Annotated in this window: 15 protein-coding genes; 6 read left to right on the forward strand and 9 right to left on the reverse strand. The window is 72.7% G+C overall.

Going from position 1 to position 15,742, the window contains the following annotated elements; translation table 11 throughout:
- Nucleotides 1-71 precede the first annotated feature (71 nt).
- Nucleotides 72-1,109 (forward strand): serine hydrolase domain-containing protein, encoded by a 1,038-nt coding sequence (locus JK364_RS42675; protein ID WP_307841557.1) that lies wholly within the window; start codon nucleotides 72-74, stop codon nucleotides 1,107-1,109.
- A gap of 50 nt (nucleotides 1,110-1,159) precedes the next feature.
- Here the strand turns inward: JK364_RS42675 and JK364_RS42680 are convergent, their stop codons facing one another.
- From JK364_RS42680 to JK364_RS42695, 4 genes are all read right to left on the reverse strand, one after another.
- Complete coding sequence (locus JK364_RS42680) at nucleotides 1,160-2,020, reverse strand: glycoside hydrolase family 16 protein (RefSeq protein WP_201856826.1); 861 nt, start codon at nucleotides 2,018-2,020, stop codon at nucleotides 1,160-1,162.
- A gap of 100 nt (nucleotides 2,021-2,120) precedes the next feature.
- Complete coding sequence (locus JK364_RS42685) at nucleotides 2,121-3,446, reverse strand: ROK family protein (RefSeq protein WP_201856827.1); 1,326 nt, start codon at nucleotides 3,444-3,446, stop codon at nucleotides 2,121-2,123.
- A gap of 129 nt (nucleotides 3,447-3,575) precedes the next feature.
- Nucleotides 3,576-4,865, reverse strand: coding sequence for an ROK family transcriptional regulator (locus JK364_RS42690; protein WP_201856828.1), 1,290 nt, complete (start codon nucleotides 4,863-4,865; stop codon nucleotides 3,576-3,578).
- A 176-nt stretch (nucleotides 4,866-5,041) separates the two neighbouring features.
- Complete coding sequence (locus tag JK364_RS42695; RefSeq protein WP_201856829.1) at nucleotides 5,042-5,464, reverse strand: ankyrin repeat domain-containing protein; 423 nt, start codon at nucleotides 5,462-5,464, stop codon at nucleotides 5,042-5,044.
- Between the two features lie 240 nt (nucleotides 5,465-5,704).
- Here JK364_RS42695 and JK364_RS42700 point away from each other — a divergent pair, with 240 nt between their 5' ends.
- Nucleotides 5,705-5,899: a hypothetical protein gene (locus JK364_RS42700; RefSeq protein WP_201856830.1), complete on the forward strand. Its 195-nt coding sequence runs from the start codon at nucleotides 5,705-5,707 to the stop codon at nucleotides 5,897-5,899.
- 1 nt (nucleotide 5,900) lies between these two features.
- On the forward strand, nucleotides 5,901-7,544 hold the full coding sequence (locus tag JK364_RS42705) for an RraA family protein (protein WP_201856831.1): 1,644 nt from the start codon (nucleotides 5,901-5,903) through the stop codon (nucleotides 7,542-7,544).
- A 102-nt stretch (nucleotides 7,545-7,646) separates the two neighbouring features.
- Here JK364_RS42705 and JK364_RS42710 read toward each other — a convergent pair whose 3' ends face one another.
- Nucleotides 7,647-9,170 carry an SCO1417 family PLP biosynthesis transcription factor gene (locus tag JK364_RS42710; RefSeq protein ID WP_201856832.1) on the reverse strand — a complete coding sequence of 508 codons (1,524 nt, stop codon included), beginning with the start codon at nucleotides 9,168-9,170 and terminating at the stop codon, nucleotides 7,647-7,649.
- Nucleotides 9,171-9,266: 96 nt separating this feature from the next.
- Between JK364_RS42710 and yczE the strand changes: the two genes are divergently transcribed.
- Both yczE and JK364_RS42720 read left to right on the forward strand, forming a co-directional pair.
- The gene (gene yczE, locus JK364_RS42715) at nucleotides 9,267-9,932 is read left to right on the forward strand and encodes a membrane protein YczE (RefSeq protein WP_443732274.1); all 666 of its coding nucleotides are present in this window, start codon (nucleotides 9,267-9,269) and stop codon (nucleotides 9,930-9,932) included.
- 256 nt (nucleotides 9,933-10,188) lie between these two features.
- Nucleotides 10,189-10,566: an RNA polymerase-binding protein RbpA gene (locus JK364_RS42720; RefSeq protein WP_078639713.1), complete on the forward strand. Its 378-nt coding sequence runs from the start codon at nucleotides 10,189-10,191 to the stop codon at nucleotides 10,564-10,566.
- Nucleotides 10,567-10,740: 174 nt separating this feature from the next.
- Here JK364_RS42720 and fxsA read toward each other — a convergent pair whose 3' ends face one another.
- Nucleotides 10,741-11,340, reverse strand: a complete 600-nt coding sequence (fxsA, locus tag JK364_RS42725; protein ID WP_201856872.1) for an FxsA family membrane protein — start codon at nucleotides 11,338-11,340, stop codon at nucleotides 10,741-10,743.
- Between the two features lie 220 nt (nucleotides 11,341-11,560).
- Between fxsA and JK364_RS42730 the strand changes: the two genes are divergently transcribed.
- Nucleotides 11,561-12,169: a hypothetical protein gene (locus JK364_RS42730; RefSeq protein ID WP_230993340.1), complete on the forward strand. Its 609-nt coding sequence runs from the start codon at nucleotides 11,561-11,563 to the stop codon at nucleotides 12,167-12,169.
- 48 nt (nucleotides 12,170-12,217) lie between these two features.
- Here JK364_RS42730 and JK364_RS42735 read toward each other — a convergent pair whose 3' ends face one another.
- The 3 genes from JK364_RS42735 to lnt all read right to left on the reverse strand — a co-directional run bounded on the left by JK364_RS42735 (nucleotide 12,218) and on the right by lnt (nucleotide 15,480).
- Complete coding sequence (locus tag JK364_RS42735; RefSeq protein WP_201856833.1) at nucleotides 12,218-12,406, reverse strand: Rho termination factor N-terminal domain-containing protein; 189 nt, start codon at nucleotides 12,404-12,406, stop codon at nucleotides 12,218-12,220.
- 168 nt (nucleotides 12,407-12,574) lie between these two features.
- The gene (locus JK364_RS42740) at nucleotides 12,575-13,306 is read right to left on the reverse strand and encodes a polyprenol monophosphomannose synthase (RefSeq protein WP_223864990.1); all 732 of its coding nucleotides are present in this window, start codon (nucleotides 13,304-13,306) and stop codon (nucleotides 12,575-12,577) included.
- A 158-nt stretch (nucleotides 13,307-13,464) separates the two neighbouring features.
- Entirely contained in the window at nucleotides 13,465-15,480 is a 2,016-nt protein-coding gene (lnt, locus tag JK364_RS42745; RefSeq protein ID WP_372462067.1) for an apolipoprotein N-acyltransferase, read from the reverse strand.
- Nucleotides 15,481-15,742 lie beyond the last annotated feature (262 nt).

Below are 15,742 nucleotides of genomic sequence, written 5' to 3' on the forward strand. Positions count from 1 at the left end.
ACGAGCCGGCTCGGACCGGTCGGACGGAGAGTGTGTTGCCACGGGAGGGCGAACGACTGGACGATGGGCCGGTGAGTGATGCTTGGGCGGGGGTCGACTCCGTCGCGCTGGAGCGGGCCGTACGGGAGCGCGCGGGGCGGCCCGTGGCCGGGGTTGAGGACATGCGGAGTTACCTCGCGGCACAGGTGGCGGATGTCTCGCACCGCGAGGTGCTCGGGCCGCTGCGAGCCGGACACGGGCCCGGTGGTGTGGTCGTGCGGCGCGGCGAGGTGCTCGCCCGCTGGGGGGATCCGGCCCGGGTGGAGATGGCCTTCAGCGCGACCAAGAGCGTGCTGGCCCTCGTCGCGGGTGTCGCCTTCGACGACGGACTGCTACGGCTGGACGAACCCGTGTGCGGCTCCGTGGAGTTGCCCCAGTTCTCGGATGAACACGGGCGCCGGATCACCTGGCGGCAGCTGCTGGACCAGACGAGCCAGTGGGAGGGCGAGCTGTGGGGGAAGCCGACGGGGGTGGACGCCCAGAGCGTCCGCGAGGGGACGGAGTCGGCGGGCGGGCCGCCCGGTGAAGGGTGGGCCTACAACGATGTGCGGGTGAATCTGACGGCGCTCGCGCTCACCGTCCTGGTGCGGCGGCCGCTGCCGGAGGTGCTGCGCGCCCGAGTCATGGAGCCCATCGGGGCCTCCGGCTCATGGTCGTGGCACGGCTACGACAACTCGTTCGTGGACGTCGGCGGCGTGCGCCTGCCCGTGGTGTCCGGCGGCGCCCACTGGGGCGGCGGACTGTGGATCAGCGCGCTCGACCTGGCCCGTATCGGCCGACTCTGCCTGAACGGTGGGGAGTGGGCCGGGCGCCGGATCGTGTCACGGCGCTGGATCGAGGCGTTGTGGACGCCGTGTGCCGTCAAGCCGGAGTACGGGCTGTCGTGGTGGCTCAACGACGGCCGCGTGGTGTGGCCACAGGCCCCGTCGACCGGGCGCTGCGCCCGGGGCAACGGCGGCAATCACCTCTTGTGGGTGGACCCGGCCCGTGACCTCACCCTCGTCTCACGCTGGGGTGCCGATGTGGAAGCCCTCGTCGCGGCGGTCTCGGAGGCGGTCCGCCCCTGCTGATGACACCGGCGAGACCACCGCTCAGCGGGCTTCCACATCGGCCGCAGGCGTCAGCTGCCGCCCGTCACCTTGACGTAGTCGACGACCAGCTGCTGCGGGAAGGAGGTGTTGCCGTCCGGGTCGCCGGGCCAGTAACCGCCGACGGCCAGGTTGAGGATGATGTAGAAGGGGTGGTCGAAGACCCAGCGGTTGCCGTTGAGGTCCGAGGGCGTGCGGGTCTGGTAGACGTTGCCGTCGACGGACCAGGTGATCTTGTTCGGCGACCAGTCGATGGCGAAGGTGTGGAAGTCGTCGGAGAACTTGCCGCCATTGGGCAGGGTGTAGCCGGCGCCGATGCCGCCCGAGCCGGAGTAGCCGGGGCCGTGGATGGTGCCGTGGACGGTGCTGGGCTCGAAGCCCACGTTCTCCATGATGTCTATCTCACCGCAGTTGGGCCAGCCCGCGCTGCCGATGTCGTTGCCGAGCATCCAGAAGGCGGGCCACATGCCCTGGCCCTGCGGCAGCTTCATCCGGGCCTCGACATGGCCGGAGGCCGTGGTGAACTTCTGAGAGGTGTTGAGGCGGGCCGAGGTGTACTCACACTGGCCGTACCAGCAGTTGTAGTTGGCCGGGTTCTCCTTGCGGGCGGTGATGACGAGGTTGCCGTTGCCGTCCAGCGCCGCGTTCTTGTTGCCGTCGGTGTAGTACTGCCGCTCGTGGTTGTTGACGTTGTCACCGGTCTCCAGGCCCCACTTGGAGCCGTCGACCGCGCTGCCCGCGGCGCCGTCGAAGTTGTCGGTGAACTCGGCCGCGGCGGCCTTGGTGTGGGGGGTGTCCGTGGTGGCCGTGGCCGGAGCGGTGAGCCAGGGGGTGGCGGCGAGTGCGGTCGCGGAGAGCAGACCGATCACGGTGTTGCGCAGCGTACTTCTCATGGAACGGTGGTGCCTTCCTGTGTGGGGGATGGGACCGGTGGGTGCCGGTCCGGTGGGGGAAGGTGTGTGTCCGGCGGTTGGGGGCCGGGGTCCGCGGGCGCTATGGCACGGGCATACGGGTGGCAGGGGCCACGCGCGTCAGCGCTCCTTGAGGGGTGGTGGTCGGAGGACAGGCGGGAGGAGGGCGCGTCAGCGCTCCTTGAGGGGTGGCGATCTGCCGCCGGGCGGGACGGTGCGCGCCCTCGGTCAGGAAGTGGCGGACGGGCAGGGCGGCGGCACCGAGCGCCACGGCGTGGGGGCCGAGCCCGCTCAACCCGATGTCGGTCTTCGCATACGGCCTGCGCAGCGCCTGCGCGGCCACCGTCTCGCGGATCCGCGGCAGCATACGGGCGCCGAACATCAGCCCGGCCCAGCCGCCGAGGATGATCCGCTCGGGGTTGAAGAGATTGACGAGATTGGCTATTCCGGCGCCCAGGTACACCGCCGCCTCCTCCAGGACGCGCTGCGCGGCGGACGAGGTGTCGGCGGCCGCGAGCAGCGCGGCGAACGCGGACTCCTGGTCGGCGCCGGGGGTGACGCGGCCGCGCCGCGCCTGGCGGTAGCGCTCCAGGACCGCCTCGGCCCCGACGTACGCCTCGAGGCAGCCGCGGGCGCCGCACCGGCAGCGGCGGCCCCCGGCCTGGACGGTGGTGTGACCCCACTCGCCCGCGCTGTCGGTGGCGCCCCGGTAGGGGGAGCCGTGGGTGATGACGCTCGCGGAGACGCCGGAGCCGATGAGCGCGACGACGGCGTGCTGGACGCCGCGTCCGGCGCCGAACCACATCTCGGCCCGGCCCAGGGCCTCCGCGCCGTTGTCGATGTGCAGCGGCAGCGCGGTGCCGGTGCGCAGCAGCCGCTCCAGGGGGACACCGTCCCAGCCGACGGCCGAGACGCCGATGCCGACGCCGAGGATGTGCCCGTGGGGGATCCCGGCTTCCTCGATGACGGCGTCGAGGAAGGTCAGGATGTGGCGGACGGCGGTTTCGGCGCCGTGGGGTCCGGAGGCCAACGGGTAGACGGCTCCGGCCCGTTGGGTGAGGGCGAGGTCGAACAGCCCGACGCGGACCCGGGTATCGGCGACCTCGACGCCGATGACGTACCGGTGCTCGGAGACCAGCCGCAGCCGCGGCGATTCCCCATCCGTGACGACCTCTTCCGTGACGACGCCCTCCGTGACGACGCCTTCCGTGACGACGCCTTCGGCGATCAGTTCGCCGATGACCGCGCCCACGGTGGTGGCGCCGAGCCCCGTACGGCGGACGAGCTCCTGGCGGGTGAGCGGGGCGTGCAGATACAGCGTCCACAGCAGCGAGGAGCGGCTGCCGCGCCGCGGATCGCGCACGGTGGTGCGCAGCGAGGGCTGGGCTGCCTGCGCCTTGGCCGTCATCGGTCACCTCCGGGGAGACACAATGTCCAGCGCTGTTCGATGCATGTCAATAGGTCTGGACCTTCTTGCATCAAAGAATTTGAGGCGGGGCCCGACCCAACTCCCCCTGAACCGACAGAAGTCGAACCCTCAGCGCGCTCCACCGGTGGCGAGGAAGTGTGCCAGCGGCAGCGTGGCCGCGCCCAACGCCACAGCGTCGGGCCCCAGTTCGGCCAGCCCGATCTCGGTCTGCGCGTACGGCCGGCGCAGTGCGTAGGAGGCGGTGGCGGCCCGGATCCTGGGGAGGACCCGGCCGCCGAGGAGCAGTCCGGCCCAGCCGCCGAGGATGATCCGCTCGGGGTTGAAGAGGTTGATCAGGTCGGCGATGCCCGCGCCGAGGTAGGCGGCGGTCTCCTCCAGCACCTCGCGCGCCCGCGCCTCGATTCCGGCGGCCCCTACGATCGCGGCGAACGCGGCCTGCTGATCCTCACCGGCCCCGTCCGTGTCACCCACACCGCTCTCACCCGCACCGCCCGCGTCACCCACACCGCTCTCACCGGCACCGCCCACACCGCCCGCACCCGCTCCGCGCGCCCCGTGCCCGTAGCGGTCGAGCACCGCCTGGGCCCCGACGTACGCCTCCAGACAGCCGACCGCACCGCAGCGGCAGGCGCGCCCGCCGACCTGGACGACCGTGTGCCCCCACTCCCCCGCGCTGCTGGTCGCGCCCCGGTACGGCACCCCGGCGGTCACGATGGCCGCGCCGACGCCGGAGCCGATCAGCGCGATCACCGCGTTGTCCGCGCCGCGGCCCGCCCCGAACCACATCTCGGCCTGCCCCTGCGCGGTGGCGCCGTTGTCGATGAACAGCGGCAGATCGGTGCCGGTGCGCAGCAGCCGCTCCAGCGGCACCGCGTCCCGGCCGGCGGTCGGGCCGTGGACGAGGATCTCGTCCCCCTGTTCGACGACGCCGGGGACGCCGACCCCGACGCCGATGACCGCGTCCGGCGAGGCACCGCTCTTGGCGACGACCGCGTCCAGGCCGGTCAGGATGTGGCCGACGACCGGCTCCGGATCCCGCTCCAGCCCTCCGGGCGTCAGCGGATGCTCCCACCGGGCCAGTTCCGTCAGCGTGAGGTCGAACAGCTCCACGCGGACATGGGTCTCGCCGACGTCGACCCCGATGAGATGGCCACCGCCCGGCGTGACCCGCAGCAGCGTGCGGGGGCGGCCGCCGTCGGATTCGACGGACCCGGCCTCCTCCACCAGTTCGTCGGCGAGCAGTTCGCCGACGACATTGCTGACCGAACCGGAGCTGAGCCCGGTGAGCGCGCCCAGTTCCTGACGGCTCACCGGGCCCCGGAAGTACAGCTGGCGCAGCAGCGTCGAGCGGTTGCCGCGCCGCAGGTCGCGGACGGTCCGTCGGTTCATCTGACCCATCGGGCTCCTTCCCCCTGCCCGAACCTACCGGACGCGGCCGCTCTTGACGCCGACTGGTTTCATCGCTTAACTCACGGTCTGAATGAAGTCTCGCGCTTCACTTTTTGAACGGTCAAGGGCGGGTTGACGGTCAACGGCGGCTGAGTGACGCTGCCTCATGGCCGCCGTACGGCTCACTACTCCGCGCCCGGGGCCTGAAACAGCGCGAGCAGATCCTCCCGCCCGAACATCCGCGCCGTCTCGACGGCCGAGGGCGATCCGGCGCGCGGGTCGGCACCCTTTGCCAGCAGCACCCTCAGCACCTCCGCCTCGCCCTTGAACGTGGCCCCCGCGATGGGGGTCTGACCCCGTTCGTTCACCCGATTGGGGTCAGCGCCGCGCTCGAGCAGGGCCGACACCGCGGCGGGATGGCCGTAGTAGGCCGCGAGCATGAGCAGGGAATCGCCCTTGTCGTTGGTGAGGTTGGCGGGGACGCCCGCGTCCACATAGGCGGCGAGCGTATCGGTGTCACCCTGCCGGGCCAGGTCGAAGACCCTGGCCGCCAGTTGGAGCACCTCCGGGTCGTGGGCGGGCTCGCTCTCGGGGTTCGATTCGGTCATGGCCTGTCGCCTCCGGCTTCGCTACCTGGGTATGTGATCATCCACCCTAAGGACGGCGACGGACCCACCCGGGCAGGCGGGCACCCCGCCCCGGTCGGCGGCCGGCTCGCAGCGCCACGCCTCCATGGTGATGATTACACCGATAATCCACCCAATTGCACCTTTCGCCCGGCCGATGCATGCTGTGATCCTGGAACCACTCATGGTGACTGACCGTCCCCCATCAGCCAGGAGACCGTGATGATCCTGTCCATGTCCGGCGTCGTACTGCTCGGCATCATCGTCTTCATCTTCTTCCGCAAGGACGGCCTGAAGGGGTCGCACGCGGTCATCTGTGCGCTCTTCGGCTTCTATCTCGCGTCCACCGCGATCGCTCCGAGCATCAAGGCGGGCGGCGCGAGCCTCGCCGGCCTCCTGGGTGGGATCAAGATCTGACGTGGGCCGGAGACCGCTCCCCCGCCTCCGCCTCGGCAGCGCCGGGGCCACCCCGCTCGTCCCGCCCGGCCGCGGCCGGGCGTTCGCCCGCAGCACGGCCGACGGCGTCGCCGATGTGGTCCAGCCGCTGGTCGCGCTCTCGCGCGGGTTGCGCGTGCTCGCCGCCGCCGGGCGGCGCAAGTGGATGGAACTGCCGGGCGACCGCCGCGGACCGGTATTCACCCTCGTGGTCGCCTGCGGCTTCGTCCTCTACCTGCTGCCGTACGGGCCACTGGCGGCGGCGATCAGCCTGATCGGCGCGGCGGGCTGGGCCGGCCGGGGGCGCGCCGGGGGCGCGTCGGAGACGCCCGCCGACGGGACCGAGCGGCTGCGCACGCTCTACGAGGCACTGGTGCCGTACTTCTCCGCCTCCGAGGACCCCAGCCCGCTCTACAGCCACGGCGGCGACTGGTCCGCGGCGTTCGACTCCTTCGCCTTCGACGAGAGCGGACGGCTCACCCGGCTGCGCCTCCACTACCCCGCGTACTTCACCGACGGCGAGCCCGCGGCCCGCACCCGGATCGAGCAGCTGCTGTACGCGAAGTCGGGGCGCGGCCGTGAATATCTGTTCGAGTGGGACGAGGAGGCCAACAACCTCACCCTGACCGTGCTGCCCGCCCTGTCCACCGCGATCCACGCCCAGCGCTTCGTCACCGCGCCCGGTGAGACGGTGCTGGGCTTCACCGACCCGTCGTCGGTGCAGCGGACGCTTCCGGTGCTGGCGGGGCCGGAGACGTCCGGGGAGGACGGGGAAGACGAGGAGAGCGCGGAGGACACGAGGGACGTCGGGCTCAAGAAGGCGGCAGGGGACGGGCCGGAGACCCATGACGTACCGCCGGTGATCTGGCGCACCGGCCCGCGCTCGACCGAACCGCATCTGCTCGCGCTCGGCCAGCCCGGAAGCGGCACCACGACGCTGCTGCGCTCCATCGCGCTGCAGGCGCTGCCCCATGGTGAGGTGCTGGTGGTGGACGGCGGCGGCACCGGCGAGTACGCGTGTCTGAGCGGACGCACGGGGGTACTGGCCGTGGAGTGCGGGCCGGCCGGGGTGCTGGCCACGCTGGAGTGGGCGGGCCATGAGACCGAGCGCCGGCTGATCGCCGCCAACCGCGCCCGCCAGCTGCGGCACGCGCCACCGGAGGACATCCAGCGCCCGCTGTGGATCCTGCTGGACCGGCCGTCGGTGATGAGCCATCTCGCGGCGGCGGACGGCCGCACCGATCCGCAGGAGCTGCTGGCCGTGCCGCTGCGGCACGGACGGGCGGCGAACGTACGGGTGGTGGTCGCCGACCAGCTGGACGCCGCAGAGGCGCTGAGCGAGGCCGTACGGAGCCACACCCGGGCCCGGGTGGTGCTGGGCCCGGTCTCGTCCGAGCAGGTCACGGCCGTCCTCGGCGCGCCGCCGCACACCACGCCGACGCCCGAGGTGCCTCCGGGCCGCGGCTATGCCCGCCTCGGCGCGGGCCCGGTGCACCGCCTCCAGGTGCCGGCTACGCCCGATCCGTACGACGAGGCGGCCGGCGAGGCCGAGCGGCAGGCGGTGCTCCAGCTGCTCCCCGCCCCGGACCCGGCGGCGCCCCCGGCCCCGGCACCCGTCGGGGGCTAGCCACCGAGACCTCGTAGCGCTGCCGCACCGGGGCGCGTTACGGCACGTCAGGCCAGCGCCACAGCAACAGCAACAGCAACAGCAACAGCACGTTGCGGCACGTCAGGCCACATACGTCCGCGGCGCCTCCGCCTCGATCGTCGCACCCGTGGCCACCAGATCGGCGGCCGAGGCCAGCCGGGTGGCGGCCTTCTCGGCGACCGCTCCCCCGACCGTGAACGGCAGCCGTACGTACCCCTCGAACGCGCCGTCCACCCCGAAGCGGGGCCCCGACGGCACCCGGACCCCCAGCCGGGCGCCCGCCTCGGCGATGCGCGAGCCGGAGAGGCCGCCGGTGCGGACCCAGAGGGTGAGCCCGCCGTGCGGGACGGTGAACTCCCAGTCGGGCAGATGGCGCCGGAGGGCGCCGACGAGCGCGTCACGGTTGCCGCGCGCGAGGTCCCGGCGGATCTCGATGGCCTCCTCCCAGCCGCCGGTGTTCAGCAGCCAGGCGACGGCGAGCTGATCGATGACGGGGGTGCCCAGGTCCGCGTAGGCGCGGGCGGCGACCAGGCTGCGGATGACATCGGGCGCGGCGCGCACCCAGCCGATGCGCAGCCCCGCCCAGAAGGTCTTGCTCGCCGAGCCGACCGTGATCACGGTGCTGCCCGCCGGGTCGAAGGCGCAGACGGGCCGCGGCAGCTCCACCCCGTCGTCCAGCCGCAGCTCGGCCATGGTCTCGTCGGCGATCAGAACCGTTCCGGCGGAGCGGGCGGCGTCGACGAGCTGGCGGCGCTGGTCCTCGGTGGCGAGGGCGCCGGTGGGGTTGTGGAAGTCGGCGATGACGTAGGCAAGCCGGGGCGCGGCGGCGCTGAGCACCTGGCGCCAGGACGGGATGTCCCAGCCCGCGAGCCGGTCGGCCACGGCGACGGGGACGAGCCGGGCGCCCGCCTCCCGCATCAGCTGGAGGATGTTGGCGTAGCTGGGCGATTCGACGGCGACCCGCTCCCCGGGCCGGACCATCAGCCGGCAGGCGGCGGCGACGGCCCCCATGGCGCCGGTGGTGACCATGATCTGCTCGGGCATGGTCGGTATGCCGCGGGCGGTGTAGCGGTCGGCGAGCGCCTGGCGCAGGGCGGGCAGCCCGGCGGGGTAGTCGCCGTGGGTGTGGGCGTAGGGCGGCAGTTCGTCCAGGGCGCCGCGCATGGCGCGGGTGAGCCAGGGCTCGGGTGCGGGCAGCGCGGCACAGCCGAGGTCGATCACGGAGGCCGCGGCCTCGGGCGGGAGCGGATCGAGCCCCCGGGTGGGCAGCGGGCTTCCGGCGGGCATGGCGGTCCAGCTCCCGGCGCCGCGCCGGGACTCCAGGAACCCCTCGCCGCGCAGCGCCTCGTAGGCGGCGGCGACGGTGGTGCGGCTGACCGCGAGCGCCGCGGCGAGCTCGCGCTCGGCGGGGAGGCGGGCCGCGACCGGAACCCGGCCCTCCAGGATGAGCAGCCGTACGCCGTCGGCGAGGGAGCGGTAGGCGGGGACGCGGCGGCCCCCGGTCGGTGAGGCCGCGGCCCCGGCGGCCACGCCCTCGCGGGTGTGCTGTGACCCGAGCAGCCGGGCCAGTTGGGGTGCCCCGACAGCGGACGTCCATGGACTCATCGAAAGCGGTCCACCTTTCGGAGATTGGCCGTGGAACTGGACTGGTTCCAGGCCACAGAGTGACATGCCGCAGGCCACTCACACCAGGAGCACGCGTTGTCCGACCTTCCGCGCCGCCGCCTTCCACGCCGTCTTGCCCAGCTCTACGTGGGGCTGGTGCTCTACGGGGTGTCCATGGGGCTCCAGTTGCGCGCCACGCTCGGTCTCGACCCGTGGGACGCCTTCCACCAGGGCGTCTCCGAGCACACCTCGCTGTCGATCGGCACGGTGACGGTCGTCGTCGGCGTCGCCGCGCTGCTGCTGTGGATCCCGCTGCCCCAGCGGCCGGGGCTGGGCACGGTGTCGAACGTGCTGGTGATCGGGCCTGTGGTGGACGCCACACTGTGGCTGATACCGGAGCCGGAGGCGCTGGCGGTGCGGATTCCGCTGCTGCTCTTCGCGATCGTGCTGTGCGGGGTGGCCACCGGGCTCTACATCTCGGCGCGGTTCGGGCCGGGCCCGCGGGACGGGCTGATGACGGGGCTGCACCGGCGCACGGGGTGGTCGATCCGGCTGGTGCGGACCGGGATCGAGCTGGCGGTACTGGCCACCGGCTTCGCGCTGGGCGGCTCGGTGGGGGTGGGAACGGTGCTGTTCGCGCTGACCATCGGGCCGCTGTCGCAGTACTTCCTGCGCGTCTTCGCCATTCCCGCACCCGCCGGGACGGGCCCTGGGATCGTGGCGCGCGGCGGCGTCGAGCCGCAGGTCCGGGACCTGATTTAGGGCTGGGGCCGTCGGGGCGGTAGTGTACGCCCTTGGCCTACCAGGCGGACCGTTACTGCGCGCTAAAGTACCAGAAACGCTGGGTGACATCTGCTGCCAGATGTGACAAACCGGGCGCCTGTGGGTAGAACAACGGGGCGGCACGACGGGCGACGCATGTCCCAATACGGGAATCTTCACCGCCGACCGGACGTTGACCGGATGACGACGACAGCGACACCTGTCCTGTGGGCGACAAGCCCGGGAGGCACGATTCATGAGTGAGCGAGCTCTTCGCGGCACGCGACTCGTGGTGACCAGCTACGAGACCGACCGCGGCATCGATCTGGCCCCGCGCCAGGCGGTGGAGTACGCATGCCAGAACGGCCATCGATTTGAGATGCCGTTCTCGGTAGAGGCGGAGATCCCGCCGGAGTGGGAGTGCAAGGCGTGCGGCGCCATGGCACTCCTTGTCGACGGCGACGGTCCAGAGGAGAAGAAGGGCAAGCCCGCGCGCACGCATTGGGACATGCTCATGGAGCGGCGCACCCGCGAGGAGCTGGAGGAGGTGCTGGCCGAGCGGCTGGCGGTTCTCCGCTCCGGTGCCATGAACATCGCCGTGCATCCGCGGGACACCACCCGTAAGTCTGCCTGAACCGAGCGGCAGCACTGAGGTAACAACTGAAGTACGAGGGCCGGGGCCACTGCTCAGCAGTGGCCCCGGCCCTTGTGCGCCCTCGACCCTTAGACGCCTTCGGCCCTTAGATGCCCTTCGACCCTTAGGCGCCCTTCAGCCCTTGTGCGCCCTTCGCGCCGGCCGAACCGGGCCTCAGCCCCGGTCGCGCGGCCGCAGCCCGGGGCCCGGCTCTCCGTCGCCGTCCCGGCCCGGGTCGTCCCCGTCCCGTATCACCTCGCCCTGGATGACCGTGCCCTGCTCCGGGCGCTCCCGCCCGTCCCGGCGCTCCCACTGCTCACGGGCCTGCTGGAAGGGGTCGGACGGCGATCCGGGGACGAAGCCCATCCGGCGCGACAGCGCGCTCTCCGCGCGGCGCCGCAGCAGCGCCCGGGTCGGCGGGAACAGGCACACCAGCGCGGCCACGTCCGAGACCAGCCCCGGCACCATGAGCAGCAGCCCGCCGAGCATCGTGAAGGAGCTTCCCGGGCGCGTGGCGGGCTCCTCCGCGCCCGGCCGCATCGACCCGGCCAGGCTCTGCCACGCCCGGCGGCCACCGCGCTTGACCACGGCCCCGCCCACCACCACGCCCGCGACCAGCAGCAGGAAGACGGTCAGCCCGCCGGCGACGTCCGCCACCAGGGTCAGCAGCCAGATCTCCAGGACCAGCCAGGCGGCGATCCCCAGCGGTACGAAGGTGCGGGCGCGTGAGCGCTTCGGGCGGGTCGGGTCGCTCTGCTGCGATGCGCCGGTCATCATGCCTCCAAGTGTGCCCGGGCCCGTGACCGATACGGAGCGCGGGTCGCACGGCCAAGGGGGATCGAGGGGATCTCATGGGTTCCAACGCGCGAGGGGTCCCAGAGGGTCCAGGAGACCGGAGGAGACCGGAGGAGACCGGGCGGAATCCGCGAAAGCGCGAGGTATCGGCGGCGGCGGGCCGGGTACCCGCCGCCGACGGAGGTGTCGAACGACGGCTGTGCTGGAGGTCCTCGTGCGGTGGGCGGCGCCGACCGGGATCTGGCTGATGCTCTTCAGCCGACTCCCGGCAGGTGCGCCGGACGGCGCTGGTCGGGGTGCCCGCCACGGTGCCGCCGCTGTGCGTGGCGACCGGGCCCGGTTGAACGGGCTGCCGCGGTTCGGCTCCGGGCTCGGCAGAGCCGCCGCGGAGGAGGCCGCGGGGCACACCGCCGTGTGGCTGCCGGCGCTCTACGTCCTGGTGTCGGCGGTGACCGGGGACGCGGTGCTGCGCGCCGGGCTGCGGATCTTCGCCGGAGTGGGCCGGGCCGGGGCGCTGTTCACCGACACCGGCGGCTACCGTCGGACGGTCCTCGACGGACGCGCCGCGGCCGCCCCGGCCCATCCGCCACCGCACTGGCAGCTGACCGGGATCCTGCTCGGGCCGCTCTCCGCGGCCCTCGCCATCACCCTGGCCACACTGGCGGTACGGCGGCCGGTCCAGACCGGGACGGCCGCGCTACTCGCGCCCGTACGACGACTGCAGTCCGGGCATATCGGCGACTATGTCGCCTGGCTGATCGCCGGGACGGCGCTGCTCACGGTGCTGACCGTCCCAGGGGTCCGCTGAGCCGCCGGGACCGGGGCGCGCCCGGTCCCATAGGTCAGCGGTCAGCGGTCAGCGGTGGCGCAGTGCCGAGATCAGCTGGCTCTTGGACATCTGGGACCTGCCCTCGATGCCCGCCTTCTGGGCCTCGCGGTACAGGTCCTCCTTGGTCCGCGTCTCCATGCCGCCCGACTTGGCGCCCCCGTGGGCCGCCATGCGGCGCCCCGACGTCTTCCCGCTCTTGGCGGTCGTTTTGGCCATGTTCCGCCTCCTTCCGCCTCAAGTGTCCGGTACGGGGTGGAACATCGCTCGCGGGACTACTCCGAGCGCGGAGCCCGGTCCGGCCGCGGGGATCGGAGCACCGGGCCCGAGGGCCAGGCCCGGGTCCGGGATCCGGCGGTCCGGGGTCCGGGACCCGGGATCCCGGGCCTAGGACTCCTTGGAATCCTTGCGGCCCAGCACCTTGTTGACCCGTGAGCCCACGCCCCAGGACATCACCCGCCAGGCCGCCTCCGTGACGATGTCGCGGCTCATCTTGCTCTCGCCGCGCTCGCGTTCGATGAAGGTGACCGGAACCTCGATGACGTGGAAGCCCGCCTTGATGGCCCGCCAGGCCAGGTCGATCTGGAAGCAGTAGCCCTGGGAGGCGACCTCGTCCATGCCGATGCCCTCGAGCGTCTCCTTGCGGAACGCGCGGTAGCCCGCCGTCATGTCGCGGATCGGGACGTCGAGGAGCAGACGGGAGTAGGTGCTGCCGCCCCGGGAGATGAACTCGCGGGACTTGGGCCAGTTGACGATGCGGCCGCCGGGCACCCAGCGGGAGCCGATCACCAGATCCGCGCCCTTGAGCGCGGTGAGCAGCCGGGGCAGCTCCTCGGGCTGGTGGGAGCCGTCGGCGTCCATCTCCACCAGCACGCCGTAGCCGTGCTCGATGCCCCAGCGGAACCCGGCCAGATAGGCGGCGCCGAGGCCCTCCTTGCCCTTGCGGTGCAAGACCTTGACGTGGTCGTCCTCGGCAGCCAGCTCATCGGCGACCTTGCCCGTGCCGTCCGGGCTGTTGTCGTCCGCGACGAGGATGTGCGCGTCCGGAACCGACTCCCGGACCCGCGCGACGATCGGCTTGATGTTCTCCGCCTCGTTGTAGGTCGGGATGATCACCAAGGTCGTGCCGAGCGGACCGTACTTCCGCCGGCCACCGTCGTCCTGGCCCTCGTTGCTACGGCGCGGCTCCTCGGCCTCGGCGCCGGCCCCGTCGGCCTTCGCGCTCGGCTCGTCGGCCTTGGTGCCAGGCTCCTCGGCCTCGCGTGCGTCGCTCACGGCTACTGCCCCTTCTTGTCCGTACGTCCCCGACGGCCGATCATGATCGCGGCCGCGCAGGACAGAACGCCCACCATAGCGAGCACCCACTCGGGGGTCGCACCGACGCGGTCGGCCAGGGTCTTGCCGTCACGCAGCGGGATGCGCGCGGTGAGCACATCTTGCGTGAATTCTTTCGTCCGCTGCTCGATCGTGCCATCCGGGGAGACCACCGCGCTGATCCCGCTGGTGGCCGCGGTGATCACCGGCCGACCGTGTTCGATCGCCCTCAGCTTGGACATGACCAGCTGCTGCTCGGGCTGGCCGCTGCGTCCATAGGTGGCGTTGTTGGTCTGGACGACGATCGCCCGGGCGCCCGCGTTGACCGTGTCGCGCACGATCTCGTCGTAGGCGACCTCGAAGCAGATCACATCGCCGAGCCGCGCCGGGCCGACGTTCAGCACACCGGTGTGATCGCCGGGGTAGAAGTCCCGGGGCACCCGCTGCAGCCGGGTGATGATCTTGCTGAGCTCCTGGCGGAAGGGGACGTACTCACCGAAGGGCACCGGGTGCTGCTTGGTGTACGAGGCGCCGGGGCCGCTCTTCGGGTCCCAGACGATGCCCTGGTTCTCCACATAGCCCTGTTTGGTCGGATGGTCGACCAGGGCGCCGACCAGCACCGGAACGCCGATCGACTTGACGGCCTCGTCGATCCGGGCGTATGCCTCCCGATACTGGAAGGGATCGAGGTCGGAGGCGTTTTCCGGCCATATGACGAGATCGGGCTTGGCGATCCGGCCCGCCTTGACGTCCTTCGCCAGGTTCAGGGTCGCCTTCACATGGTTGTCGAGGATCATCATCGGGCGGCCCAGGAAGTCCATACCGGGCTGCTGCACATTGCCCTGGACGACCGCGATGTCGACCGAGTCGTCGGCGGCGGTGGGGATGGGCACCGCGAATCCGGCGGCCGTCACGGCGGCCGCGACGGCCACGGCCCCGGCGGCGGGCAGGGCGCGGCGCGGCGAGAAGCCCCCGGCGCCGCGCAGCCGCCACAGGGTGAGCGCGGCACCGGCGAGCGCTCCGCCCGTCAGCGCGACGCCGAAGGTGACCAGCGGGGCGCCGCCGAGCGCGGCGAGCGGGGTGTAGGGCGAGCCGGTGTTGGCGAAGGCCAGGCGGCCCCAGGGGAAGCCGCCGAAGGGCACCCGGTCGCGGGCCCACTCCTCGGCGACCCACAGACAGGCCGTCCACAGCGGCCACAGGGCCGGTACGGGCAGCCGGGAGACCAGGGCCAGCCCCGCCCCCATCAGCGCGAGGAAGGCCGCCTCGATGATGGACAGGCTCACCACCGCGTCCCAGCCCACCACGCTGAGCCACTTCAGCAGCAGCAGGAAGAACGGCACCCCGAAGGCGAAGCCCGTCCAGGCGCCCTGGCGGGCGGTCCGGCCGTGGGTGAGCAGGGCGAGGGCGGCGACGGCCACCAGGGACAGCGGCCACACCCCGAACGGCGGGAAGGCGAGGCCGAGCGCGAGCCCGCCGGCGGCCGCGAGCGCGCTGCGCCGCGCCTCGCGGCGGGCGAGCAGGCCGAGGCGGCGCAGCCGGCCGGGCCGCCGCTCTCCGGCGGCCGGCCCGGAGGCGGTCCTGGGGGCACTGGAGGCGGTCCTGGAGGCACTGGCGGCGGCACCGGACGCGGCGGCACCGCGCGCGGCAGACGCGGCACCGGACGCGGCAGACGCGGCACCGGATGCGGCAGTCCCCGGCGCCGCGGCCCCGGTCGCGCCTGATTCCCCGCCCTCGGCGGCGTCACGATCCTCGACGGGCTCACGACCCCCCACGGCGTCACCGCCCTCCACGGACTTACGGCCCTCGGCGGCGTCACCGCCCCCGACGGGATCACGACCCCCCACAGCGTCACCGCCCTCGGCGCCCTCGGCGCCCTCCGTGGGCGGCGTGGCGGCGGAGCCGGTCGTCCGCTGACCCGGTCGGTCTGCGTCCGGCCCGGTGGGGGCGGCTTCGGCGGTGGTGTCGGAACCCGATGGCACGGTGCGGCCTTCCTACAGGTCGTGCTGTGGTGAGGTGACCGTATAACGCGGGCGCGCGGAAGTGGTCCCGAGGTGCGGATTGTGACCTCGGGGTAGAGAAACGCTTCGGCCATGGCGGGGGTTCCCTCGCCCGGCGGCGGCCCCGCCCCCGCGTCGGGGGGCGGTCCGCCGGTGTGCGCGTGCGGAGTGGGGGCCCGACGCCCTTCGGGCCGACCTGGGACCCGCTGGCTGCGGATCGACCGAGAGCCGTTGTCTACTGAGC

It is taken from the genome of Streptomyces endocoffeicus (genome assembly GCF_016741935.1).
GTDB lineage: Bacteria > Actinomycetota > Actinomycetes > Streptomycetales > Streptomycetaceae > Streptomyces > Streptomyces endocoffeicus.

Bases quoted from the DNA above. Each gene is read 5' to 3' on its own strand.
- JK364_RS42690 (WP_201856828.1), bottom strand. From the start codon at position 4,865: ATGGGTCAGATGAACCGACGGACCGTCCGCGACCTGCGGCGCGGCAAC.
- JK364_RS42680 (WP_201856826.1), bottom strand. From the start codon at position 2,020: ATGAGAAGTACGCTGCGCAACACCGTGATCGGTCTGCTCTCCGCGACC.
- JK364_RS42720 (WP_078639713.1), top strand. From the start codon at position 10,189: ATGAGTGAGCGAGCTCTTCGCGGCACGCGACTCGTGGTGACCAGCTAC.
- JK364_RS42700 (WP_201856830.1), top strand. From the start codon at position 5,705: ATGATCCTGTCCATGTCCGGCGTCGTACTGCTCGGCATCATCGTCTTC.
- JK364_RS42695 (WP_201856829.1), bottom strand. From the start codon at position 5,464: ATGACCGAATCGAACCCCGAGAGCGAGCCCGCCCACGACCCGGAGGTG.
- fxsA (WP_201856872.1), bottom strand. From the start codon at position 11,340: ATGACCGGCGCATCGCAGCAGAGCGACCCGACCCGCCCGAAGCGCTCA.
- JK364_RS42735 (WP_201856833.1), bottom strand. From the start codon at position 12,406: ATGGCCAAAACGACCGCCAAGAGCGGGAAGACGTCGGGGCGCCGCATG.
- JK364_RS42685 (WP_201856827.1), bottom strand. From the start codon at position 3,446: ATGACGGCCAAGGCGCAGGCAGCCCAGCCCTCGCTGCGCACCACCGTG.
- JK364_RS42710 (WP_201856832.1), bottom strand. From the start codon at position 9,170: ATGAGTCCATGGACGTCCGCTGTCGGGGCACCCCAACTGGCCCGGCTG.